Below are 23435 nucleotides of genomic sequence, written 5' to 3'. Positions count from 1 at the left end.
GATCCCTGATGTCTAATCGAGATTTGTTAGCGTTGGAATCGACAACGGGATTTATATTAACGCGTCAACAACAGGATGGTCCTACAGGGATTGTGCTCACCTACTGGGTTCGCACAATAGATCAAGTTTTTCCTGTTACGGTTCCCAATCAAGAGACGATTTTCTTTGTCTTAGATGAGCAGGTTGAAGAGGTCGAACGCATATTAATGCGTTTTTCAGGTTGGCGAATAGTTAAGCTTGAATTAACTGACCTTAATTATAAAGGGGTGCACGGCCTCTATTGCCGTAGCCTTAAAGTCATGCGGCAGATCGTGGATCTTTTGCGATTGTCAGGCATTGTGATGATGGAGGAAGATATTCGCCTTACTGATCGCTTTTTAATGGAGCGGTTTATTCAAGGTGGTGTTGCCATTACGCAATGCGCCTCCCAATTTAAGCTTAAACCTGCAGAAGTATTCCCTCGTTTTCGAATTCTCTCTATCGACTTAGAAACCACTATGCGCGCCGATAAAATATTATCGGCAGCCTTTTATGCAGATGACTTTCGCTTAGTGTTAATGCTGGGGGAAGGGGAAGATAAGGCAGAAATAAAATACTATCCTAGTGAAAAATCACTTTTACTCGCTTTTATTGATGTAGTTGAACGATATGATCCGGATATTTTTATAGGTTGGAATGTTGTTGGTTTTGATTTTAGGGTCCTTAAAAATAGAGCTGATGCATTGCATATCGCTTTACGTTTAGGCCGCGATAAGCAGCCAATACAGTTACATGAGTCAGGTCAAGGGAAGTTATTTATCCGTATGGCGGGGCGCATGGTGTTGGATGGTATAGACACTCTTAAAGGTGCGACCTACCAATTTGAAAGCTTCTCCTTAGAAAATGTTTCCCGTCAGATGTTGGATCGTGGCAAGTTGATTGACCATGTCGAGGTTCGAGGGGATGAAATTCAACGGCTTTTTCGTGATGATAAAGAAGCTTTAGCCCGCTATAACCTCGAAGATTGTAAGTTGGTTTGGGATATTTTTGAGAAAGCAGATCTGATCAATTATCTTATTGAGCGAGCCCGTTTGACTGGATTGTCTTTAGATAAAGTAGGAGGTTCAGCGGCCGCTTTTGATAACCAGTATTTACCCCATCTTCATCGTAAAGGTTATGTTGCGCCGGAATACGCATCGGGGGTTTCAGGGCTAAGTGCACCAGGTGGATATGTTATGGATTCCCGCCCAGGACTATACAGCCATGTACTTGTTCTGGACTTTAAAAGCCTATACCCGAGTATTATTCGTACGTTTAAAGTAGATCCCTATGGTTTAGCTGAAGGACTAAAAGAGGATTGCCTCCCAGAAGATCTATTACCCGGTTTCAATCATGCTATTTTTTCGCGTAGCAAGACGATTCTCCCTGAGTTAATTGAAACCTTGTGGGCCGCTAGAGATCAGGCTAAACGGGCGAAAAATGCCGCACTCTCTCAGGCAATAAAAATAATTATGAACTCGTTTTATGGCGTGCTCGGTTCAAATGTTTGCCGGTTTTATGATCAAAGGCTATCAAGTTCTATTACACTGAGAGGACATGAAATACTGACAAAAACCGCTGAGTGCATAGAGGGTAACTTTGGTTTCAAAGTAATCTATGGCGACACAGACTCTGTCTTTGTGTGGTTAGGCGATGACTTTTCTACTGAAAATGCAGATAAAAAAGGTGAGTTGTTAGCTGAATTTTTAAATGGCTGGTGGCGAGAAAACTTACAGCAGCGCTTTCAGTTAGATACTCAATTGGAGATAGAGTACGAGACACACTATAGCCGCTTTTTAATGCCGACCATAAGACACTCTGAAAAAGGTTCAAAGAAGCGTTATGCGGGATTGAAGCGTCTGTCTGATGGTTCTGAGCGGATGGTTTTTAAAGGGTTGGAAAATGTACGAACGGATTGGACTCCGCTTGCTAGGGAGTTGCAAGAGAACTTGTATGAACGCGTATTTAAAGGGCAGGAGTGGAAGTCACTTTTAAAAAATATAGTGGAGCAGCTGAAACAGGGAGAGGTTGATGCAAAGCTTGTGTATCGAAAACGGATCAGGCAGCGCCTAGATCAATATGTCAAAAATAAACCGCCCCACGTTCAAGCAGGCTTAAAAGCTGAGCGCGAATATGAACAGCTTGATCAGCCAAGTCCGTATCGTTCGGGAAGTTACATCGAATATGTAATAACGGTTAATGGCCCAGAACCAGTCGAGTTTGTGAGGTCTTCATTGGATTACCAGCATTACCTAGAGAAACAGATTCGGCCGGTAGCTGAGGCAATTATGCAGTTTTTAGGTGAGGATTTTGATGACTTAGTCGCACCGCAAATTAAATTGTTTTAATCTTTTTTGCGGAAAAGGTAGCTTTCGCCCGCTTTTATGCGGTGACATCAAGCAGTGAACCTAATGGGCTTAGAGGGTCGGTGCGTAACTTTCCTGGCGCAGTGACTTCTAATAGTTGCATCACTTGTTCACCTGTTTTCTCAATTTGGTTGTTAGCCATCTCAGCCGATTTTATTGTGTGGTTAGTGGGTACTGTATGCTCATTAGCGACCGCTACACTGCTACTGATCTCATTTATTTCCATTTCTAACCTTTTGCCTTGATGATGAAATTAGGTTGTTATTCCTCTGCGAATTTCTTCTTTGTGTTTAAAAGAGAGGTAGTTAAATTGTCGGCTGCAAGTGTAGATACTTGAGTGCTGCTTTAGGTTTCACTGTGTTTAAACCTTAGGAAATCGATTCAAAGGGTGACTTTTTGGGCAGAAAACACTATTTTGGAACTAAGCCTCAAGAATGATTTAAAAACCAGAATATACAGTTCATGCTTATCTGGATTTTTTAGGCTTTAAATTAACTTCATTTTGCTTTACTAAAAATTAAAATTAAAAGGGTCAGGGATAATGAAACAGAAACAAAGCGTTACTCGCAAAGTTCTAATTGGATTAATTGCAGCATCAGGCATGTTGTCTAGTACTGCTTTTGCGGCGGGTAATATTAATATCGAAGAAACTGCAAACCTTAATGTTAAGCCCGCTGGTGTATGGGCTTTAGTGGGTGATTTTAATAGCCTGAACCGTTGGCTTCCAGGTATTGTTGCCAGCGATCGCACAGGTGATACTCGTGTATTGACATTAGGTGATGGCGGTAAAGTTACTGAAATTCTTCTAGAAGAAGATAATGTAAATCACTCTTATCGCTATGCGATCACCGATTCTCCATTGCCTGTTTCTGATTATGAAGCGCAAATCACCGTTAAGCCAAATGGCAAAGGCGGCTCTGTAATGACTTGGAAAACAAGCTTTAATGCTGCGGGCCTATCAGATAAAGAAGCGGAAGATGTGATGCGTGGTGTGCTTAAAGCCGGTGTAGGAAATCTGGAAAAACTTTATAACTAATTAAATGTTTTCTGGTTTAGAAAGAGCGGCTTCTGAAAAGGAGTTGCTCTTTTTTTATGTGTATTATGTGCTAGATATACTAAAACACTGAGATCACGCGCACACTGTTTGCGTGAATATGGCCTAAAGTGCACACTTTACTATTCCTTGATTATCGCGAGCAACTCAAGGCTTAGCTTATAAGCAGCGGATTAATTCGATTAAAAAGAGTAGTTCAGGATAAAATTAAGAGAAGTGTTAAACTGATAACTGGTCGTCCATAAGGCTATTCGTATCATCTATTATGTCTATTAAAAAAGCAGGTTCTGATGTTAAGGGTCTTAGTCAGCAGTTAAGTCTAAAGCTGCAGCAAGATATCTTATACGGCGATGTTTGCCCCGGGCATAAACTGACTTCTCAGCGAGAACTTGCTTCTACTTATCAAGTTTCTAGATCTACAGTTCGAGAGGCAATACAAGATCTTGAGCTTAAAGGAATGGTGAAAACCTATCCAGGTGGAGGATCAGTCTGTCTCAATTTACTTGAACCTCATTTAGATATGCCGTTGGGAGGATTAGGGCATAGCTTGGAGTTTCAATTACAAGTGATGGAGATGCGGGCTGCTTTGGAAGGAGAGGCTGCATTTTATGCAGCTTTAAGAGCAACAGATGAGCAGCTAGAAAAAATAGAGCAGGAATACCAAATTGTACATGCGCGTTCTAGTGGCGTGACCACCTTAGCTAAAGCGAAAGCAGATCTTCGTTTCCATATGATGATCGCTGAAGCAAGTCATAATGTTTTAGTAATGTCCTTTAGCCAGATTTTTTATGATCGCTATTTTAATGCTATTTATGGCGTACTTGATCTCACACTGAAAAAATTTGGGCGATACCCTGATCGCATTGGTGCCCAGCATACACAGATCTATCAAGCTCTAATGAATAGGGATGCGCCGCTTGCAAAAAAAATAGCCACAGAGCATATCAACTACACACGCAGTCAGTTGGAAGGCGCTGGTTAATCTAGGTGTGCCTGTTTTTCCCATTCAGTACTGTTTTATTGCCCTATACTTGTTCACATTATACTTTCTTCAATCAGTCATAACTTTCTTGGTCAGACCAGTTGGCGTGTCTGCCTATTTTTGCTTTGAAATAGGGTTTAGTGTGTCTTGCATAAGTTTTAATGGTGGCCTGTATTCGATGATAATTTATCCCGAAACGTTGGTCCGATTAGTGGATTAGCCAAGCATTGCCTGAAACTGCTTATTGGTTGATTCGTATAACAATAAAAAGAACGTCACCTTCATTGACAAGGGCGGGTAAATGTCTCAAGAAATTATTAATGCCGATGTTAAGGGCGCAAAATCCAATACGATTAAATGCCTGAATATATCTGAAAAGAAAGTAGGTTTATTTGTCACCTGCTTAGTCAACACTATGCGACCATCGGTAGGTTTTGCTTCTCTAAAATTACTGGAGGAGGCAGGATGTACCGTTGAGGTTCCGGAGCAGCAGTCATGTTGTGGTCAGCCAGCTTTTAATTCTGGTGATGATGAGGGAACACGTCAGATAGCCTATCAGACGATTAAACAGTTTGAGAATTTTGATTACGTTGTTGTGCCTTCAGGCTCATGTGCTGCAATGATCAAAAAGAATTTTATTGAGGTTTTTAAAGATCAACCTGAATGGCTTGCGCGAGCACAGCATTTGGCGGATATAACCCATGAACTGCTTTCATTTTTAGTGGATGTTTGTGAATTTGAGTCCAGCGGTATTGAGCTTGAAGGGTCGTACACGTACCACGATAGCTGCTCAGGTTATCGAGCGCTTCATGTTTATGAGCAGCCTCGAAAGATGTTGGCTAATGTTAAAGGGTTAGAGCATAACCCGCTGAATGGTCACTCTGAATGCTGTGGCTTTGGTGGAACCTTTTGTGTCAAATATTCTGATATCTCTAATGAGATTGTTGCGGAGAAAGCCGAAAATATTCTAGCGACTGAAGCCGATTATCTGCTGGGTGGTGATATGGGTTGCTTAATGAATATGGCGGGAAAACTGAATCGAGAAGGCCATAAAGAGATAAAAGCGCTACATACGGCGGAAGTGCTAGCAGGCTTAGCTCCACAGATTTTGGGAGATGAAAATGCAAGCAAATAAACCGGAAAATTTCTACCAGAACGTTAAAGATGCGCTTGCACAACCGGATCTGAAAATGATCATTCGGCGCACGACCGATAAAGCAGAAGCAAAACGTGCGGAGGCGATTGCTAACTTCCCAGGGTTTGAAAATGCCCGTAAACAGGGGCAGAAAGTCAAAGACCATACGATTAAGTATATGGATCACTATTTGGCTGAGTTCGAGAAAAATGCGTTGGCACAAGGGACTATCATTCATTGGGCCAGTACCGCAGAAGAAGCGTCAAAGATTGTTTTAGATATTTGCCGTCAGCATGAAGCGAAGAAAGTGACACGTAGTAAATCGATGCTAGGTGAAGAGATCGGTTTGTCCCATGCGTTAGATAACTCAGGGATAGAGCGAGTTGAAACGGATCTGGCTGAACATATTATTCAGTTGGCGGGTGATCCCCCTTCACATATTGTCTGGCCTGCGATGCACCGTAGTCGGGAAGATGTTATTAAACTCTTCCGCGAATACCATAAAGACCCTACTTATTCTGAAGAGATTATTGATCTAGTGCGCAGCGCGCGTCGAGATCTTCGAACTAAGTTTTTAACCGCAGATATTGGTATCAGTGGTTCTAACTTTTTACTGGCGGATAGCGGTTCATCTTGTACCGTTACTAACGAAGGTAATGCGGAGCTAACGATTACGCCGCCTAAGGTCCATATTGTGACGGCGGGTATTGAAAAATTAGTACCATCAATGGCTCATGCGGTACCTTTATTGCGATTGCTGACCCGTTCGGCGACTGGGGGGGAAATTACCCAGTACATTACTTTTCATAACGGACCTAAGCGCCAGAATGATGCGGATGGGCCGGAAGAGTGTCATATAGTTTTGGTTGATAATGGCCGTACCAAAATGCTGGCTGATGGTATGGAAGAGATGTTGCGCTGTATCCGATGTGGCGCCTGCATGAACCATTGCGTAGTTTATAAACATATTGGCGGTCATGCCTATGGCTCTGTTTACCCAGGTCCGATGGGGTCAGTGTTAACACCCCATTTAAATAGCTTGGAAGTGGCGAATAAACAGACCCATGCCTGTACCTTAAATGGACGTTGTGAAGAGGTCTGTCCGGTTAATATTCCTCTACCTAAATTACTGCGTTCACTGCGCGCCCAGTCGTGGGATAAGAAGTACGAACCGTTAACCAACCGTTTTGTTGTCAAAGCTTTTGCCGCTTTAGCTAAAAGGCCTAAGTTATTTCAATTGGTTTCCTCTTGTGGCGTGATCTTTATGAGGTTATGTAGTCGTCAGGGGTGGATTAAATCAATGCCATTAGCGGGTGGTTGGACGCGTAATCGTGATTTGATTGAGCCAGAATCAAAAACCTTTATGCAGCAATATAAAGCAATGAAAAAAGCCAAAAGTGATGGTGCGTAAATAATGAATAAACAACGAAATGAAATAAGTCGAGAACGTATTTTTGATGCGATTAGAGCGGCTGCGCCAACCGTCACTGCGGATGTAAAGGCTATTCAGAATGAAGCGCTTGAAATCTTAGGTGAAAGTGAGTTTGCACGTCCTGCCCTTTTAGCTGAAGATGCAGCTGAAGCATTGACGCTGAGAATTGAAGCGGGTCTAGTTATAGGCACCAGCTGCGAAAAGATCGCTTCCCTTGATCAGTTACCTGATTCTGTTAATCAGTTTTTAGCTAAATATGCTTTACCTGCGGAGCTTAAGGTTCAGGAGATAGAGCGATTAAAAGCACTAAATTGGGATGGTATTACAACAGAGGTCGATATTAAAAACGATAATACTGTAGGGCTATGTTGGGCGGAGTATGGTATTGCGGAAACGGGTACGTTTGTCGTTCATTCTGGGCCGGATATGCCGATTCTTCTTAATTTTTTACCTTTGTATCTTCTTGCCGTTATCCCGAAATCGAAAATACTGCCTTATATGGATGACTATGCCCTAATTGCAGGTGAGATAGCGCAGCGGGGAGAAACACCGCGCAACATGTGCCTTATCTCGGGTGTTAGTGGAACAACAGATATAGAAGGGGTGTTGATTCAAGGCGCCCATGGGCCAGAAGTCTTGCATATTATTATCGTTGAAGATCAGTAAGTACAAGAGCCTATCCCTATTTATGGGGATAGGTTTTTTTTGAGAAGGTATCTATCTCATTCCTTTGCATCTAATAGCCCAATGGCAGTTTAAAAAATAATACTGCTTATATGGAACACTCATATATTTCTGTTCTGTTGGGTGCGCCTTTTAGTTTTCGCTAAAAAAGCAGACATTAGCAATGCGTCACCAAAAATCGACTCGCCAGCAACAGTTAATTCCCCTATAATCCGCCCTCGCGAAACGTACTTGGTTTGTATGTTCTCGAACTAACTAATTTTGAAGTGGCCTTGCGTATGGGTCACCACTGAGATCAAAGGATTTAACATGCCTGTAATTACCCTACCTGACGGTAGCAAACGAGAGTTTGCTAATCCGGTTACTGTTTTCGAAGTTGCTGCTGATATTGGTGCAGGTTTAGCGAAAGCAGCCCTTGCTGGTAAAGTGAATGGTCAGCCAGTTGATACTTCTTTTACCATTGCAGATGATGCAGACCTCGCGATTATAACTTCCCGTGATGAGGAAGGTTTAGAAGTGATTCGTCACTCTTGCGCGCATCTGATGGCAATGGCAGTTCAAGCACTTTTTCCAGGTGTTCAGGTAACCATCGGGCCTGTTATTGAAGATGGTTTCTATTACGACTTTGCTTACGAACGCCCGTTTACGCCAGAAGATCTAGAAAAGATCGAAAAGAAAATGGCTGAACTAACAAAGCAGAATCTACCGGTTACCCGTTCAATTATGAGTCGTGATGAAGCGACTAAAATGTTTGATGAGATGGGTGAGAAGTACAAAGTAGAGCTGCTACAGGCTGTTCCGGATGCTGAAGATCTTTCATTCTACTCTCAAGGTGATTTTATTGATCTTTGTCGTGGCCCACACGTGCCATCTACGGGTCATATTAAAGCATTCAAATTGATGAAGGTTGCCGGTGCATACTGGCGTGGCGACTCCAATAATGAAATGCTACAGCGCATTTACGGTACTGCTTGGGGTGATAAAAAAGCACTTAAAGCGTACTTGCACCGCTTAGAAGAAGCTGAAAAACGTGATCACCGTAAGCTGGGTAAACAGCTTAATATGTTCCACCTGCAAGAAGAAGCACCGGGCATGGTGTTTTGGCATCCAAATGGTTGGACGCTTTATCAGCAGATCGAACAGTACATGCGTACTAAACAGCGCCAGCATGGTTATAACGAGATTAAAACACCACAAGTTGTTGAACGCTCTTTGTGGGAGAAATCAGGTCACTGGGATAAGTTCTCAGAAGAGATGTTTACAACACACTCTGAAAACCACGATTTTGCAATTAAGCCAATGAACTGCCCTTGTCATGTTCAAGTGTTTAACCAAGGGTTGCGCTCGTACCGAGATCTACCTTTACGTTTGGCTGAGTTTGGCTGTTGTCACCGTAATGAGCCATCAGGTGCATTACACGGTATTATGCGTGTGCGTGGCTTTGTGCAAGATGATGCACATATTTTTTGTGCTGAAGACTCGATTCAAGAAGAAGTTGCACGGTTTATCGAATTTCTTGATGAAGTATATGATGATTTTGGTTTTACCGAAGTTATATACAAACTGTCTACACGCCCAGAACAGCGTGTAGGTTCAGACGAAGTTTGGGATAAAGCCGAGAAGGCTCTGGCAGATGCATTAGATGCTGCTGGCCTTGAATGGGGTGAACTTCCAGGCGAAGGTGCCTTTTATGGCCCTAAAATTGAATTTTCTTTGAAAGATTGTCTTGGTCGTGTTTGGCAGTGTGGTACTATTCAAGTAGATTTCTCAATGCCGGGTCGTTTAGGTGCTCAATTTGTAAATGAGCAGGGCGAACGTGAGACTCCAGTCATGCTCCATCGAGCAATTTTGGGCTCTTTTGAAAGATTTATTGGTATTCTGATCGAGAACTTTGCCGGTGCATTACCGACATGGTTATCGCCTGTACAGGCAGTTGTGATGAATATTACGGACAAACAAGCAGAATATTGTGAAAAAGTTGTCCAAAATCTTGAAAATAACGGATTCAGGGCCGAGTCGGACTTGAGAAATGAGAAGATCGGCTTTAAAATTCGCGAGCGTACTTTACAGAAGGTTCCTTATCTTCTTGTAATAGGCGACAAAGAAGTTGAGGCAGGTACCGTTGCGGTACGTACGAGAACAGGTGTAGACCTTGGTTCCATGTCTCAAGATGAATTTATAAACCTTCTTGGTAGCGATGTCGCCAAGAAAGGTCGTCAGGATTAATTAGACTAAATAATAGTCAGGAGATACAGCTATCAGGCGTGATAATAAAAGGGGCGCTCGCAGAGAGGAGCCCATGATCAATGAGAACCTGCTTAAAGTAACTAAAGAATGCAGGTTGATTGGTCCAGACGGAACGCAGATAGGCGTCGTACCGATTAAAGACGCTATTGAGGCATCTCAAGAAGCGGGTCTTGATCTGGTGAAGATTTCTGAAGCGGATCCTATCGTCTGTAAGGTGATGGATTATGGCAAACATTTATATGAGCTGAAAAAGCAAAAAAATGAAGCCAAGAAGAAACAGCACCAGGTTCAGATTAAAGAAGTAAAATTCCGTCCAAATACGGAAGAGGGTGATTATCAGGTAAAACTACGCAACCTGGTACGTTTCCTTGAAGCAGGAGATAAAGCCAAGATAACACTACGTTATCGTGGCCGTGAGATGGCTCATCAGGAACTGGGCATGCAGTTGCTCCAACGAATCGAAAAAGATTTGGAAGAGACAACCGTAGTTGAACAGCGTCCTAAGATGGAAGGCCGTCAATTGGTCATGGTCTTAGCTCCGAAGAAGAAAAAGTAACTCGTTACTTTCCTTAACCCGTGACTAACTCGTTAAAAAGTTAGCTGCGGGTTTTGTCGTTTGTTCTGAGTGAAAAAAAATTAACGAATGCGTGGAGATTTTAGTAATGCCTAAAATGAAATCTAATAGTGGTGCGGCTAAGCGTTTTAAGAAAACCGCTAACGGCTTCAAGCACAAGCAATCCTTCACTAGTCACATTCTGACTAAAAAATCGACTAAGCGTAAGCGTCAGCTACGCCCGATGATGCAGATTCATGCTGCTGATAAGGCTCTAGTTCGTCGTATGTTGCCTTATATTTAAACGATTTTTTTAGTTAATAGAATTTAGAAAGGAAGGAAAGTTATGGCTCGCGTTAAACGTGGTGTTGTTGCCCGTCGTCGTCACAAAAAAATCCTGAAAAAAGCAAAAGGTTATTACGGTGCTCGTAGCCGTGTATTCCGCGTTGCTAAACAGGCTGTTATTAAAGCTGGTCAGTATGCATACCGTGACCGTCGCCAGAGAAAACGTCAGTTCCGCGCATTGTGGATTGCACGTATCAATGCTGGTGCACGTATCAATGGTTTGTCTTACAGCCGTTTCATTGCTGGTCTGAAAAAGGCTAACATCGAAATCGACCGTAAGGTTCTAGCTGATCTAGCTGTTCACGAAGCTGGCGCATTTGCTGCGATCGTTGAGAAAGCGAAAGCTTCTCTAGCGTAAGTAAGCACCCAGTGTCGTGTGAACGACTCGATTTAAATAGGGGAAGGGTGCAAGCTCTTCCCCTATTTTTTCGGTTTTTTTGCACAGATTTATAGATGAAATTTGCGCAAAGAAACTGATTTTATGTAGAGACCTACTTTTCTCATATAGATAAAGGTGATGGTCTTTTTCTCCTGATTATTGGAGCCGGATAATGGAAAACATTCAAAGCCTGTTGGCAGCAGGTACTGAAGCTGTTGCTAAGGCAACGACTACGCAAGCGTTGGACGATGTACGAGTTCAGTACTTGGGTAAAAAAGGTGAGCTGACAGCCCTGCTAAAAGGGTTGGGTAAGCTGTCTGCTGAAGAGCGTCCACAGGCGGGTGCCAAAATCAATGAAGCTAAACAGGCACTGCAAGATAAGATTAACGAGCGTAAAGCCTCGTTAGAATCTGCGGCATTGGAAGCTAAACTAGCAGACGAAACCATTGATGTTACCTTGCCCGGTCGTGGTCAGGAACTGGGTGGTTTACACCCTGTAACTAAAACAATGGAACGTATAGAAGCGTTCTTTGCTGGCATTGGTTACAGCGTTGAAGAGGGGCCTGAGATTGAAGATGATTATCACAATTTCGAAGCTCTAAATATACCGTCGCACCATCCTGCGCGGGCGATGCATGATACGTTCTATTTTAATGCCAATACCTTATTGCGTACACATACTTCAGGTGTGCAAGTACGTACTATGGAAACACAGCAGCCACCTCTACGTATTATCTGTCCAGGCCGAGTTTATCGTTGTGATTATGACCAAACCCATTCACCTATGTTCCATCAGGTTGAAGGTTTGATTGTAGATAAAAACATTAGTTTTGCTGATCTAAAAGGCACATTAGAACAGTTTTTACGTGAATTCTTTGAAGAAGATGTACGTGTACGTTTCCGTCCATCCTATTTCCCATTTACAGAACCTTCTATCGAAGTGGATATTGATCGTGGAGATGGTAAATGGTTGGAAGTTCTTGGTTGCGGCATGGTGCATCCAAAAGTATTTGAAGCATCGGGTATCGACCCTGAAGAATACACTGGCTTTGCTTTCGGCATGGGTGTGGAACGTTTGGCAATGCTACGTTATGGCGTAAATGACCTGCGTTTGTTCTTTGAAAACGACCTGCGTTTCTTAGGTCAGTTTAACTGATCAATAAACGTTTAGTGGTTATTAACAGGATTTTCGGGAAAGCAAAATGAAATTCAGTGAAAAGTGGTTACGTGAACTGGTAAACCCTGCAATTGATACGCAGGGTCTTGTTGATCAGGTCACAATGGCAGGTCTTGAAGTAGACGAAGTAGAAGCGGCAGCTAAAGATTTTAGTGGTGTTGTTGTCGGTGAGATTCTAACAGCTGAACAGCATCCTAATGCTGATAAGCTGCAGGTTTGTACTGTATCAAGTGGTAGCGAAGAGTTCCAAGTTGTATGTGGTGCACCTAATGCACGTGCAGGCTTAAAAACAGCCTTTGCGACAGTGGGGGCTGTACTCCCAACGCCTGATGGTAAAACTTTTAAGATTAAGAAAGCTAAACTACGCCAAGTTGAATCTTTCGGTATGTTATGTGCGGATGATGAGCTAGGTATTTCTGAAGACCATGGCGGCATTATGGAGCTACCGGCTGATGCGCCTGTAGGTACCTGTATCCGTGATTACTTAGGTCTTGATGACAATATTATTGATGTTGACCTTACGCCTAACCGAGGGGACTGTTTAAGTATTACGGGTCTTGCTCGTGAAGTGGGTGTACTTAATAAAGCGCCGGTTACCTTTATAGACGCACCTGAGGTTGCTGCAACCATTGATGACCAATTTACGGTTGGTTTAAAAGACAGTGCTGATTGCCCGCGTTATGTTGGCCGTGTGATTCGTAATATTAATCCACAGGCCGAAACGCCATTGTGGATGAAGCAGAAGCTTGAACGTTCAGGTGTGCGTAGTATCGACCCAGTCGTTGATGTCACTAACTTCATTCTTTTGGAATTAGGTCAGCCGATGCATGCGTTTGACTTAGATAAGTTAGAAGGCGGCATTGTTGTTCGTCGTGCAGAGCAGGGTGAAAAGCTTGTGCTGCTTGATGGGCAAGAGGTTGAGCTTAATGCTGATACGCTGACTATCTCTGATGCTAAAGGGCCTGTTGCTATGGCCGGCATTATGGGTGGCGAGCCGACTAGCGTAACGGCAGAGACTAAAAATATTTTTCTAGAAAGCGCCTTTTTTAACCCAATTACTATTGCGGGTCGTGCGCGTTCTTATGGTTTGCATACAGATTCATCTCACCGTTTTGAACGGGGTGTAGATTGGCAGCTACAAGCTAAAGCGATCAACCGTGCTACCGCTTTATTGATTGAGATTGTTGGTGGTGAAGCTGGTCCAGTTATTGAAACTGTTGACCAGAATGAATTGCCATCAGCTCGTCAAGTTACTCTGCGTCAAAGCAAAGTGAATAGTATGTTGGCGTTTGAGATGCCATCTACTGAGATCGAAGAGATTTTGACACGCTTAGGTTTAGGTATTGAGAAAACATCGACAGAAGGCGAATGGAACGTATCTGTACCTTCTTATCGTTTTGATATAGCTATCGAAGTTGATCTTATTGAAGAATTAGCCCGTGTTTATGGTTACAACAACCTACCCGTACGCACGCCAATGGCTTCTATGCCGATCAAAGCGAATGATGAAACCATAGTAACGATTCACAATGTGCGCCGTGCTCTGACCGCCTTAGGCTATCAAGAAGCGATTACCTACAGTTTTATTGAAGCGGGCTTGCAACAAAAGTTTGATGATCAATACGAAGCGATCGCGCTAGCTAACCCAATTTCCGCTGAGATGGCTGTAATGCGTACAAGCATTTGGCCCGGTCTTGTTAAAGCCGTTCAATACAATCAGAACCGTCAACAAAACCGTGTACGTATGTTTGAAAGTGGACAGCGTTTTCTACCGACTTCGGGTGATGAAATTATCCAAGAAAATGTAATCGCGGGTGTTATTACTGGCCCACGAGATCCTGAAGGCTGGAACGCAGGTAAAGATGCTGTTGATTTCTTCGATATTAAAGGTGACTTGGAGAGCTTGCTAGCTCTTGGTGGTGCTGCGGATGAATTCAGTTTTGTTGCTGACCGTCATATAGCTTTGCATCCAGGTCAGACTGCACGTATTGAACGTAATGGTGATGGGATAGGCTTTATCGGTGCTTTGCATCCAAATCTTATAAAAGAACTGGGTTTGAATGGCACAGTTTATTTGTTTGAGATTAATCAGGCAGCATTATGCCAAGGTAAATTGCCACGTTACGCGGAAATTTCTAAGTTTCCGGAGTCTCGTCGTGACTTAGCCTTAATTGTTGATGAGTCTGTAGCATTTGAATCAATTCGTCAGATTACAGAGAAACATGCGGGTGAATTTATTAAAGAAGTCACTCTTTTCGATGTTTATCAGGGCCAAGGTATTGAAACAGGACGAAAAAGTCTTGCTGTGGGCTTGACGTGGCAGCATCCTTCGCGCACTCTTAATGACGAAGAAATAAACAGCGCAATTGACGCAGTTGTTTCAGCACTAGCTTCTAAGTTGAGTGCCACATTGCGAGAGTAAGCAGCGAAAGGTGATTTATCATGAGTTCGTTAACAAAAGCTGAAATGGCGGAACGCCTAAATGAAGAGCTTGGGTTAAATAAACGCGAAGCCAAAGAGATGGTGGAGTCGTTTTTTGATGAAATCCGTGCATGTCTGGCTGATAACGAGCAGGTGAAATTGTCCGGCTTCGGTAACTTTGATCTACGCGATAAGCGTCAAAGACCAGGCCGCAATCCCAAAACGGGGGAAGAGGTACCTATAGCGGCTCGCCGCGTAGTGACTTTCCGACCTGGTCAAAAACTGAAGGATCGTGTCGAAACTTATGCTGGAGACGGAGCAGAGTAACGACCCTAACCCTATTCCGGGTAAGCGTTATTTTACTATTGGTGAAGTGGCTAAACTTTGTGATCTCAAAGCGCATGTACTGCGCTATTGGGAGAAAGAGTTTAGCCAAATATCGCCTGTAAAACGTAATAATCGTCGTTATTATCAACGGCAGGATGTTTTGTTAATTCGCCAAATTAAAAGCTTATTACACGATCAAGGTTATACCTTGAGCGGTGCTAAACAGTATCTATCTGGCGAGAATAACGAAGATGATCAAAATCAATATAAACAATTGCTAAGGCAAACAATTACTGAACTAGAAGCAATCCTAGCTTCGTCTAAGCGTAACTAGTTACACTTTATTGGTTACGCCTTTAGTTCTATCTATTCAGATCTATTAAAACAACCGTTTTACATACATAGTTTCAATACCCTCCCTCTTTGGCACTGTTTCTTTCTTAGACTATTGGTTTAGATCTCGCTGTTCAGTTACTATTATGTGACAAAAATAATAACGACGAGATATGGATATGGCTATTGTTAGAGTCGGGTTAGGTCACGCGACTGATGCAGCAACTGCTGCGAACCAAGCAATGGAGAAAACACCCAAACCAGATCTAGTAATCTGTTTTGTTAGTTTCTCATTAGACATTCATCAAGCTTACGCAGATGTAAGATCAATCGTAGGTGAGAATGCCCCAATTATTGGTGGTAGTGCTTGGGGAGAATTTTCCAGTTTAATGGATGAACCTCAAACAGGTACGGTTGTTATTCTTACCCTGCAAAGTTCCTACTTCAGCGTTGGTTTGGGCATAGGTGAAAACTTAACCGCTCAGCCAGAACAGGCCGCTAAAGATGCTATTCGCAATGCCTATTCTAATTTATTATCAAACCCTGCAGTTATGTCCCTTATGGCAATTGCGCTAGATAGTAAAGGGGCGAATGAAGTCTCCCGTATTAAGCCTTGTATCAATATGGTGTTACCGGATGGTACATCGGCACAAGAGGAAGCGTTTTTACGTAGCCTTATTATTGAAACCGGAACTGTATCGCAAATTATCGGGGGGTCGACTGCTACCGATTTCTCTGACAGCAAAAGTTATCAGATCTGTAATGGGATTTATCAAGATTCTGCCGCCATCGCTAGTTTTAGTAGTGGGTTAAAAATTGGTACAGCGATGGGGCATCCTTACATGCCCGCCAGTAAAGGTGCTGTAGTTACAAAGTCTTCCGGCCGTAGAGTCATTAGCCTCAACGGTAAACCAGCAAAAGAAGTGCTTGAAAAGTTGCTAGAAAGTGACGACCTCACGCCTGAGCTCTTTATACAAAATCCCTTTGGGATTAAGTCGTCCGATGTGTTTGCAGAATACACGATTAAAAGTGCACAGCAGGTGCATGAAGATGGCAGCGTAAGCTTTTATGCGGAGATCCCTAAAGGGGCTTTTCTTCGGGAGATGAAAACGGATGCGGAAACCGCTAAGCAGCGATTTAAAGAAACCTTAGAAAAAGCGATTATTGATGCGGGCAGCCCTAAAAAAATCGCTGCTGTAATCGTCTTTAATTGTATCCTGCGCCACGAACTTAAATGCCGTCTAAAAGTCGATGACCTCAGTTTGCTGCAAGAGGTCTGTGGCGAAGAGGTGCCTTTAATTGGATTTAATACATTTGGCGAGCAGGGCTCAACACAAGGTGGCTCCATTGGTCACTATAATCAAACCGCTACTGTAATGGTGATAGCGGAAGAGGTTATTACACAATAAATTCTTAAAAATTCTTCACAGATTCAGGCGGTTAAGTTAATATACCGCCCTCTTGAAGAGCGCCCGCTCTCAAGTTCTTAGTCGGGATGTAGCGCAGCTTGGTAGCGCACTTGCATGGGGTGCAAGGGGTCGGAGGTTCAAATCCTCTCATCCCGACCAAATAATCTTCTATATTTTATTACATTAGATTGTCTTAAATTGACTCAGCCTTTTCATTTTTTACTTTTATGCTCGATGTTGCGCTTTAGGTCATAACTTTTTATTGTTAATTGGTGCCCCTTAGAATTTCAATCGTTCAGAGATCCACTCTGCCGTTGTTAAGATCCTTACCTTCAATCGAAACGATTAAAGTAGCTAAGATACCGCTTCATCTGGGGTTTTATTATTACCTGTGTGTAAAAGATGTTTTTATAGAAAGGCTATTATCTCTCTAGAGAAATTAAAATAAACTCCTAGAACGGATGCTAAGAACTTTGCTGCGCTTCTGCTATAAGTTTTTTAAGTTATAGCCCTGTAATACGGTCGTTACCTTTGAGAACGGCCATACCTACCAGTTATCTATGAATCTTGTGTCACGTTGCAGCCTTTAAAGTTACCTAGCCTCGATGATGTATCCTGCTTCACAATATAGCGAAGAAAATTAATGAATGATCAGAAACGAAAGATCCCTACAAATATTATCACTGGATTTTTGGGTGCCGGGAAAACTACAGCAATAAATGCAATGTTAGCTAGTAAACCTGAAAATGAATCCTGGGCTATTTTAGTTAATGAATTTGGTCAGGTCGGGATAGATCAGGAAATGTTGCCTGACGATGATGGCGTTTATGTAAAAGAGGTTGCTGGTGGATGTATGTGTTGTTCTATGGGAGCTTCATTATCAAAAACGCTCTCAGTGCTCATTGAACATGCCAGTCCTGACCGTCTAATTATTGAACCTACAGGTCTAGGGCATCCCGAAGGTATTATGGATACCCTTATGAATCGTTCTTTTAAAGATATCCTGGATGTACGGGCGACAGTGTGTTTGCTGGATCCGCGTTTACTTGATCAAGAAGAGGTAATAAGTAATAAAACTTTTCAGGATCAGCTGAGCATGTCGGATATTGTTCTCATCAATAAATGTGATCTTGCTGCTGAAGAATTTATAGAAATAGCTGAAACAAGTCTCAACAATATGTTCCCTCCAAAACAACATGTTGGTAAAACGACTCGGGGACTGATTGATCTTAAGCTGCTTGATGTAGTGCGAGAGGGTAAGTTTTGTAATCAATTGCCCGGTTCCCATGGGCATGCCCCTCATCACCATCATCATTCCGATCCAGACGTATGGCCAGAACCGAGAAGTCCTATAAAAAAAATAGGTAATGGGAGTGGTTTTTACAGTTGTGGTTGGGTTTTTCATCGAAGTGATTGCTTCGACTATTGGAAGTTGGAAGGGGTACTTAATGGTATTCGGGGCATTAATCGAATTAAGGGCGTAATCCGAATTAGTAGTGATTGGGTTCTGTTCAATAGGGTTCAGGACGAATCTGATTTTGATAAGGTCGCTTACCGCCGCGATTCTCGAGTCGAAATTATTAGCCCGTTTGAGCTAGATTGGGAAAAGGTTGAACGTGAAATGTTGGCTTGTTTAATAGATGCGTAGAGAGATCTATTCCCTGTAATAACAGAACAGGAAGTGCGCCCTAGAGTAGATTTTATCTGCTGATTGGCTGATTGATAGCCACTATCTGAAATAAAACTGTTATTGGCTTTTTGTGTGCAGCTTTTTAAGTCTATTCAGCAATCTGTATATTAAAAAACATACGGTGTCTGCGTATTTGAGTGGACAGGCCGTCAAGAAGTGCAAAGGTTGTGTAAAGGTATGCTAAGTCGAGTTTTTTGTTAATTTTTCCGCGTAGTATGGTTCTTAACTTAATTGGTTTAGATAGGTAACGCGATGAAATTAACTATCCTATTACCCCTTGTTATGAGTTTGATTGTGCTGCCAACGACGGGTACCGCTCAAGGAAAAGACTCACAGTATAAAGATGCACACTATAAAGAGACTAAATCTATAGAAGGTCAAAATAAAAAGAATCAGAATAAACAATCTAAGGGCAAGGAAACGAAAAAGAGCCCGGGTCATCATAAGAGTGCTCCGGTTAAAGTTGTATCGCACAAGACAATTGTATATCGCCAGCATAGCGTTCCGCAGCGGAAGGTTTATAAAACCGGTGCGGTTGTTCATAAAGCACCAGCGAAAGGAATATCCGTTAATTTTGGAGGTGTGTCATTTATCTTTAATGACGGATTCTATTATCGCTATGGTCATCAAGGCTATACGGTTGTTCGTCCACCGTCGGGTTTGAAAATTCGTTATCTACCCAATGGACATGAAAAGGTCATAGTAAAAGGGCGCTCCTATTATGCTGTTCAAGGCATTTACTATGTGTTTGATAATGGCTATTACCGTGTAGTTGAAGCACCGAGTGGCACGATTATCCGTAGTACGACTATTTTACCTACCCGGAGTAGCAACTTTCAGTTGGGTAACCGTTACAGCGCTTTGCCCCAAGGTGCAGCGTCGGTCACCATCAATGGACAGCAGTATTTTCAATATAGAGATATTTACTTTTTGCCTCAGCTATCAGGTCAGGGGATTCATTACCTAGCTGTGAGGTTGAATTAGGTAAGGTTTTGGAAAAAGGGCACGTCTAAGGTAGGCGTGCCAAACGCCGGATTATTTCTTGGGTTTAATGTTACTTTTCTGCTGCAATAGCAGTAGAGCGATCTCGTAAAAAGGCTAGAATCTGCCAGATCTCATCATCTGTATGGCTTTCTTTAAATGATGCCATGATCGTGCCTGGACGCCCATGTATAACAACGGAATACATATATTCTGGTGTGTTACCGCCGCCGGGCCTATAGGGGCCTGTTACTAAAGATGGGGCGCGAGCACCTTTACCATCGGGGCCGTGGCAAAATAGACAGGTATTACCAAATAGTTGTCTACCAGTGGCGATAGAGTCGGGGTTGCCTATGTGTTTTTCAGCGAGTGCCGCTAGATCCTCTTCGCTTGTGCCTTCTTGTTGTTGGAGGCCTTCTACACCAAACCCCCATGCGGTTGATACTATGCTCATCAGAATCAAAATTGCGAGTTTGGTTTTTAGTCGTTTTTGCATGGAACACCTTTGAAGATAATAGAGGGAGCAGGTGCCCCCTCGTAAAGGTTAAAAATGATTCAGGTGGTTATTTTTTATGGAGTGCAAACACGAAGAGACCGCCGCCCTTAGTGTTATGTTTGAAAAACTCTCCATACACGAGTGGCCATAAGCTACCGCCACCAGGGCCTACAAGTACGGCAACATATTGGGTGTCGCCTACCATGTAGGTGGTAGGGTTGCTGTGGATACCTGTACCTACGTTGTATTCAAATAGGGTTTCGCCAGTATCATCTTTAATGGCGCGGAAGAAACCTTCAGCATCACCGTTAAAAACTAGTCCGCCCGCCGTGGCTAGTACACCGCCTGTTGCTGGTACGTTTTGCGACCGCATCCATTCAAGTTCGCCGGTAGTTGCGTTAAATGCTTTTAGATAACCTGCTCCGGGGTGTAAACGAAGTGTATTGGTGCCTAAGAACCATTGCCCAGGTTTAAACTCTTGTTTTTTGGCTTCTAGATCCATCGACATATCAATGACAGGCACATAAATCATACCGGTACGTTTACTGTAAGCGGCTGGGTGCCACTCTTTACCGCCGCCTAGCGTCGGTGCGATATCGGTTGTGATTTTACCTTCAGTTGGTACTTTGTCTGGATTAACCGTTGGACGGCAGTTGTCATCAAAGCTTTCAACCCAATTGGCCCGCTGCATAGGAACAACCCAGTTACATTTCATCGTTTTGCTGTTGATAGAATATAAGTGGCCGTTACGGTCAGCATGTAGGTAGGTGTCTCTGTTTTTCTTATCTTTGATCAGTATCGCTTCGTTGGTACCGTCATAATCCCAAACGTCATGGGGCGTGTATTGGAAGTGGTTAACAATTTTGCCGTCTTTCGGATCGATTGCGACGGTGGAACCTGTATATAGGTTGTCACCTTTTCGTGAGCTTCCATCAAAGTCTGGGGTAGGGTTACCTACACCATAAAGAATGTAACCTGTTTTTTTATCATAGGTTGGTGGAAGCCATGGCGTACCGCCTGCGGTTTTCCAAGAATCTCCTGCCCATGATTTGGCGATTTTTTCTTTGCCGGTCATTGGGACAGTGTAGGTTTTCCAGATCAGTTCGCCTGTATCAGCATCCAGCGCATACACGGTGCCTGGGTTTGCACCGAGGTCACCACCGGAGTTGCCTATTACGATCATGCCATTAATAACCATTGGCATGGACGTTAGGATCTCACCTGTTTTGTAGTCACCTAGTTTCTTTTCCCAAACCACTTCCCCTGTATTGTTGTCTAAGGCAACCATATGGGTGTCGAGTGTGGCCATATAAACTTTATCTTTGTATACCGCGACACCGCGGTTAACTGAACCACAGCAAAGCTTTGAACCTAGATCACCAGGCAGTGCGCGTTGATATTTCCAAAGGATGTCGCCTGTTGTTCCGTCAAGGCCAAAGGCTAGGTTCTGGCTGGAGGTAACGTAGAGTCGACCATTGACGGCCATGACTTGGCTGTCTTGTGCGCCAATTACACCAAACGAAAGGTTCCATTTAGGCACTAAATCGCTGACATTTTCTTTGTTTATCTGTGTTAAGGGAGAATACCGTGTTCCTTCGTAGTCTCGACCGTAATGTAGCCAGTTGTTTGGATCTTTATCTGCATTAAGCAGCATATCGTCCGTAACAAAGTTATTAAGATGCTTTCCTTCTAAGACACTGACGCCAAGTGCGTAGGTGTTGATAGATAGGCTTAAGCCTAATAAAGCCGTGCAGACGACTGCACCTGCTATTTTTTTATGCATCATATTTGCTCTCACTTATGTATTTTTAATTTTTATCGTATACGTGCGCGATTATGAGAGAGCATTATTTGTGCCATTAAAAAATAGGATGAATTTGGTCTATTTCTTTGCTTTTTGCATGTTGGCTGAAACTGTTTGTGTCATTGTGCGACATTATGTTTTATTTGAATTTCAGTTATCGAGTGGTTACCAATTTTATTGAGGATAAGATCGTAGGATTTTATCTCAGAGCGAAACTTTAGTTAGAACTAAAGAACGCAGACGGATTAAATTTGTTCAATATCTTCTTTTCTAAGTTCTGTTTTACCTTATTTATAGGTAGGGATGCTGGTTGGGGCGGTAGGTGATTTTTTAATACCTGTAGTGGGTTTGCTTTATCTAATTCTTTTTCAGTCAGGGATTGGGTAATAAGCTGCTTTATCGGGGTAATATTATTTGCCAAACGAAGGGTCACTTTACGTGCTATTTTTGCTGCCAAAGTGTCGTTTGTGAATAGGCCTACCACTAAGTTTGTACCGTGGTAGAGGATACGAGTAGTGCGCATCATCTCTGATTCGTAGTTGGCTAACAGTGTTTCACTAGCAATCTCTTCTCCATCGGCCACAGCTTGTGCTATTAATTGAGTTAAGGTTGCTTGTCCTTTAAGTCCAAGATTAAAACCGTGAGCTGTGACGGGGTGCATACCTACAGCGGCATCACCGATTAAGGCAAAGCGACGTCCTACAAATTGATTTGCGTGTACAGCGACTAATGGATAGATATGACGTATACCGGTCAGTTTCATCTCCCCAAGTAAGCCATTTAGCTGCTGTTCTATCGTCTGGTTAAAGTCAGTTTCTTTCATTTCAGCATAGTGTTGTGCTTCACGGCTATTAACAGTAACTACAATGGATGAGCGGTTCCCGTTCATGGGTAGAATTGCGGTTGTACGACCATAATGAAAGCATTCAAATGCAGTTTGCTGGTGTGACTTTTCATGTTCCATTCGGCAGACGATTGCGCTTCTTGAAAAGTCCTTCATGGTTGCAGATAACCCCATTTTACGACGCATCTCAGAAAAACGCGTATCCGCAGCAATAATTAGCTTAGCTTTTAATTCCTTGCCATTGCTGAGAATTGCTGTGCCGTTGTATTCATCTGTTGTCACTGATTCCACAAGGGTTTCAGTTAAAACGTCTATCTGAGGATGAGATATGAGTTCTGCGTAGTAAGCTTTACGGATCTGGTGGTTGGGGACTAGGTAGCCTAAGGCTTCTAAATCTTGAGTATAGTTATCAAAATTTAAGCTGTAGCTTGATTCACCATCAAACACTTTGGCTGCTTTGATAGGTGAGATCGATTCCGCGGGTAGTCTTTGCCATGCGCCACAGGCTTTCATGATCTCTACGGATTGATGGGTGAGTGCTATTTCTCGGCCATCTTCGGGAGGTTCTGCCAGTGTTGTTTCTGATGATCGTTCTACGATAGCTATATTAAGCGGCAGGTCTGCTAAGGAACGAGCAAAACTCAGCCCTGCAGGGCCGGCACCAATTATTAAGACATCGTAGATTTCACTCATAACAACCACCTCTTAGTTGAAAAAAGCTACTTTACTCCGTCATTTAGTTTTAAGCTTGGATGTAA

At 42.9% G+C, this 23435-nt stretch carries 21 protein-coding genes and 1 tRNA gene; 18 read left to right on the top strand and 4 right to left on the bottom strand.

Annotated features, from left to right (window positions below):
- Positions 1-8 precede the first annotated feature (8 nt).
- Entirely contained in the window at positions 9-2366 is a 2358-nt protein-coding gene (locus Q4492_RS02020) for a DNA polymerase II (protein ID WP_303415575.1), read from the top strand.
- Positions 2367-2400: 34 nt separating this feature from the next.
- On the opposite strand, the gene Q4492_RS02015 is transcribed toward Q4492_RS02020, so the two are convergent.
- Complete coding sequence (locus tag Q4492_RS02015) at positions 2401-2610, bottom strand: hypothetical protein (protein WP_303415574.1); 210 nt, start codon at positions 2608-2610, stop codon at positions 2401-2403.
- Positions 2611-2925: 315 nt separating this feature from the next.
- Here Q4492_RS02015 and Q4492_RS02010 point away from each other — a divergent pair, with 315 nt between their 5' ends.
- The 17 genes from Q4492_RS02010 (at position 2926) to Q4492_RS01930 (ending at position 19536) form a co-directional block, all read left to right on the top strand.
- The gene (locus tag Q4492_RS02010) at positions 2926-3420 is read left to right on the top strand and encodes an SRPBCC family protein (RefSeq protein WP_303415573.1); all 495 of its coding nucleotides are present in this window, start codon (positions 2926-2928) and stop codon (positions 3418-3420) included.
- Positions 3421-3703: 283 nt separating this feature from the next.
- Complete coding sequence (locus tag Q4492_RS02005) at positions 3704-4420, top strand: FadR/GntR family transcriptional regulator (protein WP_303415572.1); 717 nt, start codon at positions 3704-3706, stop codon at positions 4418-4420.
- Positions 4421-4721: 301 nt separating this feature from the next.
- Entirely contained in the window at positions 4722-5555 is an 834-nt protein-coding gene (locus Q4492_RS02000) for a (Fe-S)-binding protein (protein ID WP_303415571.1), read from the top strand.
- The gene (locus Q4492_RS01995) at positions 5542-6966 is read left to right on the top strand and encodes a lactate utilization protein B (protein ID WP_067866338.1); all 1425 of its coding nucleotides are present in this window, start codon (positions 5542-5544) and stop codon (positions 6964-6966) included. The genes Q4492_RS02000 and Q4492_RS01995 overlap by 14 nt, the downstream gene beginning before the upstream one ends.
- Positions 6967-6969: 3 nt before the next feature.
- Positions 6970-7653: an LUD domain-containing protein gene (locus tag Q4492_RS01990; RefSeq protein ID WP_303415570.1), complete on the top strand. Its 684-nt coding sequence runs from the start codon at positions 6970-6972 to the stop codon at positions 7651-7653.
- 327 nt (positions 7654-7980) lie between these two features.
- Complete coding sequence (gene thrS / locus Q4492_RS01985) at positions 7981-9897, top strand: threonine--tRNA ligase (protein ID WP_303415569.1); 1917 nt, start codon at positions 7981-7983, stop codon at positions 9895-9897.
- 73 nt (positions 9898-9970) lie between these two features.
- Positions 9971-10474 carry a translation initiation factor IF-3 gene (gene infC, locus Q4492_RS01980; RefSeq protein ID WP_303415568.1) on the top strand — a complete coding sequence of 168 codons (504 nt, stop codon included), beginning with the start codon at positions 9971-9973 and terminating at the stop codon, positions 10472-10474.
- 106 nt (positions 10475-10580) lie between these two features.
- Entirely contained in the window at positions 10581-10775 is a 195-nt protein-coding gene (gene rpmI / locus Q4492_RS01975) for a 50S ribosomal protein L35 (RefSeq protein WP_067866314.1), read from the top strand.
- 42 nt (positions 10776-10817) lie between these two features.
- Positions 10818-11174, top strand: coding sequence for a 50S ribosomal protein L20 (gene rplT / locus Q4492_RS01970; protein WP_067866312.1), 357 nt, complete (start codon positions 10818-10820; stop codon positions 11172-11174).
- Between the two features lie 193 nt (positions 11175-11367).
- Positions 11368-12351: a phenylalanine--tRNA ligase subunit alpha gene (gene pheS, locus Q4492_RS01965; RefSeq protein WP_067866310.1), complete on the top strand. Its 984-nt coding sequence runs from the start codon at positions 11368-11370 to the stop codon at positions 12349-12351.
- 46 nt (positions 12352-12397) lie between these two features.
- A complete protein-coding gene (pheT, locus tag Q4492_RS01960; protein WP_303415567.1) occupies positions 12398-14794 on the top strand; it encodes a phenylalanine--tRNA ligase subunit beta in 2397 nt (798 codons plus the stop codon).
- 20 nt (positions 14795-14814) lie between these two features.
- Positions 14815-15120 carry an integration host factor subunit alpha gene (gene ihfA, locus Q4492_RS01955; protein ID WP_067866305.1) on the top strand — a complete coding sequence of 102 codons (306 nt, stop codon included), beginning with the start codon at positions 14815-14817 and terminating at the stop codon, positions 15118-15120.
- A complete protein-coding gene (locus tag Q4492_RS01950; RefSeq protein ID WP_067866303.1) occupies positions 15098-15454 on the top strand; it encodes a MerR family transcriptional regulator in 357 nt (118 codons plus the stop codon). Before ihfA ends, Q4492_RS01950 begins: the two co-directional genes overlap by 23 nt.
- A gap of 178 nt (positions 15455-15632) precedes the next feature.
- A complete protein-coding gene (locus tag Q4492_RS01945) occupies positions 15633-16862 on the top strand; it encodes an FIST signal transduction protein (protein WP_303415566.1) in 1230 nt (409 codons plus the stop codon).
- 82 nt (positions 16863-16944) lie between these two features.
- Positions 16945-17021 (top strand) — tRNA-Pro (locus tag Q4492_RS01940).
- 484 nt (positions 17022-17505) lie between these two features.
- A complete protein-coding gene (locus tag Q4492_RS01935; protein ID WP_303415565.1) occupies positions 17506-18510 on the top strand; it encodes a GTP-binding protein in 1005 nt (334 codons plus the stop codon).
- 294 nt (positions 18511-18804) lie between these two features.
- Positions 18805-19536: a DUF6515 family protein gene (locus Q4492_RS01930; protein WP_303415564.1), complete on the top strand. Its 732-nt coding sequence runs from the start codon at positions 18805-18807 to the stop codon at positions 19534-19536.
- A 70-nt stretch (positions 19537-19606) separates the two neighbouring features.
- Here Q4492_RS01930 and Q4492_RS01925 read toward each other — a convergent pair whose 3' ends face one another.
- The 3 genes from Q4492_RS01925 to ubiM form a co-directional block, all read right to left on the bottom strand.
- Positions 19607-20029, bottom strand: a complete 423-nt coding sequence (locus Q4492_RS01925) for a cytochrome c (protein WP_303415563.1) — start codon at positions 20027-20029, stop codon at positions 19607-19609.
- A 67-nt stretch (positions 20030-20096) separates the two neighbouring features.
- Positions 20097-21815 (bottom strand): PQQ-dependent dehydrogenase, methanol/ethanol family, encoded by a 1719-nt coding sequence (locus tag Q4492_RS01920; RefSeq protein WP_303415562.1) that lies wholly within the window; start codon positions 21813-21815, stop codon positions 20097-20099.
- Between the two features lie 235 nt (positions 21816-22050).
- The gene (gene ubiM / locus Q4492_RS01915; RefSeq protein ID WP_303415561.1) at positions 22051-23370 is read right to left on the bottom strand and encodes a 5-demethoxyubiquinol-8 5-hydroxylase UbiM; all 1320 of its coding nucleotides are present in this window, start codon (positions 23368-23370) and stop codon (positions 22051-22053) included.
- Positions 23371-23435 lie beyond the last annotated feature (65 nt).

Source organism: Neptuniibacter sp. 1_MG-2023 (assembly GCF_030547185.1).
Taxonomy (GTDB): domain Bacteria; phylum Pseudomonadota; class Gammaproteobacteria; order Pseudomonadales; family Balneatricaceae; genus Neptuniibacter.
This window is presented reverse-complemented; position numbering and strand designations above follow the sequence as displayed.

Excerpts from the sequence above, each read along its gene's own strand:
- Q4492_RS02020 (WP_303415575.1), top strand. The coding sequence starts at position 9 with ATGTCTAATCGAGATTTGTTAGCGTTGGAATCGACAACGGGATTTATA.
- Q4492_RS02015 (WP_303415574.1), bottom strand. The coding sequence starts at position 2,610 with ATGGAAATAAATGAGATCAGTAGCAGTGTAGCGGTCGCTAATGAGCAT.
- Q4492_RS02010 (WP_303415573.1), top strand. The coding sequence starts at position 2,926 with ATGAAACAGAAACAAAGCGTTACTCGCAAAGTTCTAATTGGATTAATT.
- Q4492_RS02005 (WP_303415572.1), top strand. The coding sequence starts at position 3,704 with ATGTCTATTAAAAAAGCAGGTTCTGATGTTAAGGGTCTTAGTCAGCAG.
- Q4492_RS02000 (WP_303415571.1), top strand. The coding sequence starts at position 4,722 with ATGTCTCAAGAAATTATTAATGCCGATGTTAAGGGCGCAAAATCCAAT.
- Q4492_RS01995 (WP_067866338.1), top strand. The coding sequence starts at position 5,542 with ATGCAAGCAAATAAACCGGAAAATTTCTACCAGAACGTTAAAGATGCG.
- Q4492_RS01990 (WP_303415570.1), top strand. The coding sequence starts at position 6,970 with ATGAATAAACAACGAAATGAAATAAGTCGAGAACGTATTTTTGATGCG.
- thrS (WP_303415569.1), top strand. The coding sequence starts at position 7,981 with ATGCCTGTAATTACCCTACCTGACGGTAGCAAACGAGAGTTTGCTAAT.
- infC (WP_303415568.1), top strand. The coding sequence starts at position 9,971 with ATGATCAATGAGAACCTGCTTAAAGTAACTAAAGAATGCAGGTTGATT.
- rpmI (WP_067866314.1), top strand. The coding sequence starts at position 10,581 with ATGCCTAAAATGAAATCTAATAGTGGTGCGGCTAAGCGTTTTAAGAAA.
- rplT (WP_067866312.1), top strand. The coding sequence starts at position 10,818 with ATGGCTCGCGTTAAACGTGGTGTTGTTGCCCGTCGTCGTCACAAAAAA.
- pheS (WP_067866310.1), top strand. The coding sequence starts at position 11,368 with ATGGAAAACATTCAAAGCCTGTTGGCAGCAGGTACTGAAGCTGTTGCT.
- pheT (WP_303415567.1), top strand. The coding sequence starts at position 12,398 with ATGAAATTCAGTGAAAAGTGGTTACGTGAACTGGTAAACCCTGCAATT.
- ihfA (WP_067866305.1), top strand. The coding sequence starts at position 14,815 with ATGAGTTCGTTAACAAAAGCTGAAATGGCGGAACGCCTAAATGAAGAG.
- Q4492_RS01950 (WP_067866303.1), top strand. The coding sequence starts at position 15,098 with ATGCTGGAGACGGAGCAGAGTAACGACCCTAACCCTATTCCGGGTAAG.
- Q4492_RS01945 (WP_303415566.1), top strand. The coding sequence starts at position 15,633 with ATGGCTATTGTTAGAGTCGGGTTAGGTCACGCGACTGATGCAGCAACT.
- Q4492_RS01935 (WP_303415565.1), top strand. The coding sequence starts at position 17,506 with ATGAATGATCAGAAACGAAAGATCCCTACAAATATTATCACTGGATTT.
- Q4492_RS01930 (WP_303415564.1), top strand. The coding sequence starts at position 18,805 with ATGAAATTAACTATCCTATTACCCCTTGTTATGAGTTTGATTGTGCTG.
- Q4492_RS01925 (WP_303415563.1), bottom strand. The coding sequence starts at position 20,029 with ATGCAAAAACGACTAAAAACCAAACTCGCAATTTTGATTCTGATGAGC.
- Q4492_RS01920 (WP_303415562.1), bottom strand. The coding sequence starts at position 21,815 with ATGATGCATAAAAAAATAGCAGGTGCAGTCGTCTGCACGGCTTTATTA.
- ubiM (WP_303415561.1), bottom strand. The coding sequence starts at position 23,370 with ATGAGTGAAATCTACGATGTCTTAATAATTGGTGCCGGCCCTGCAGGG.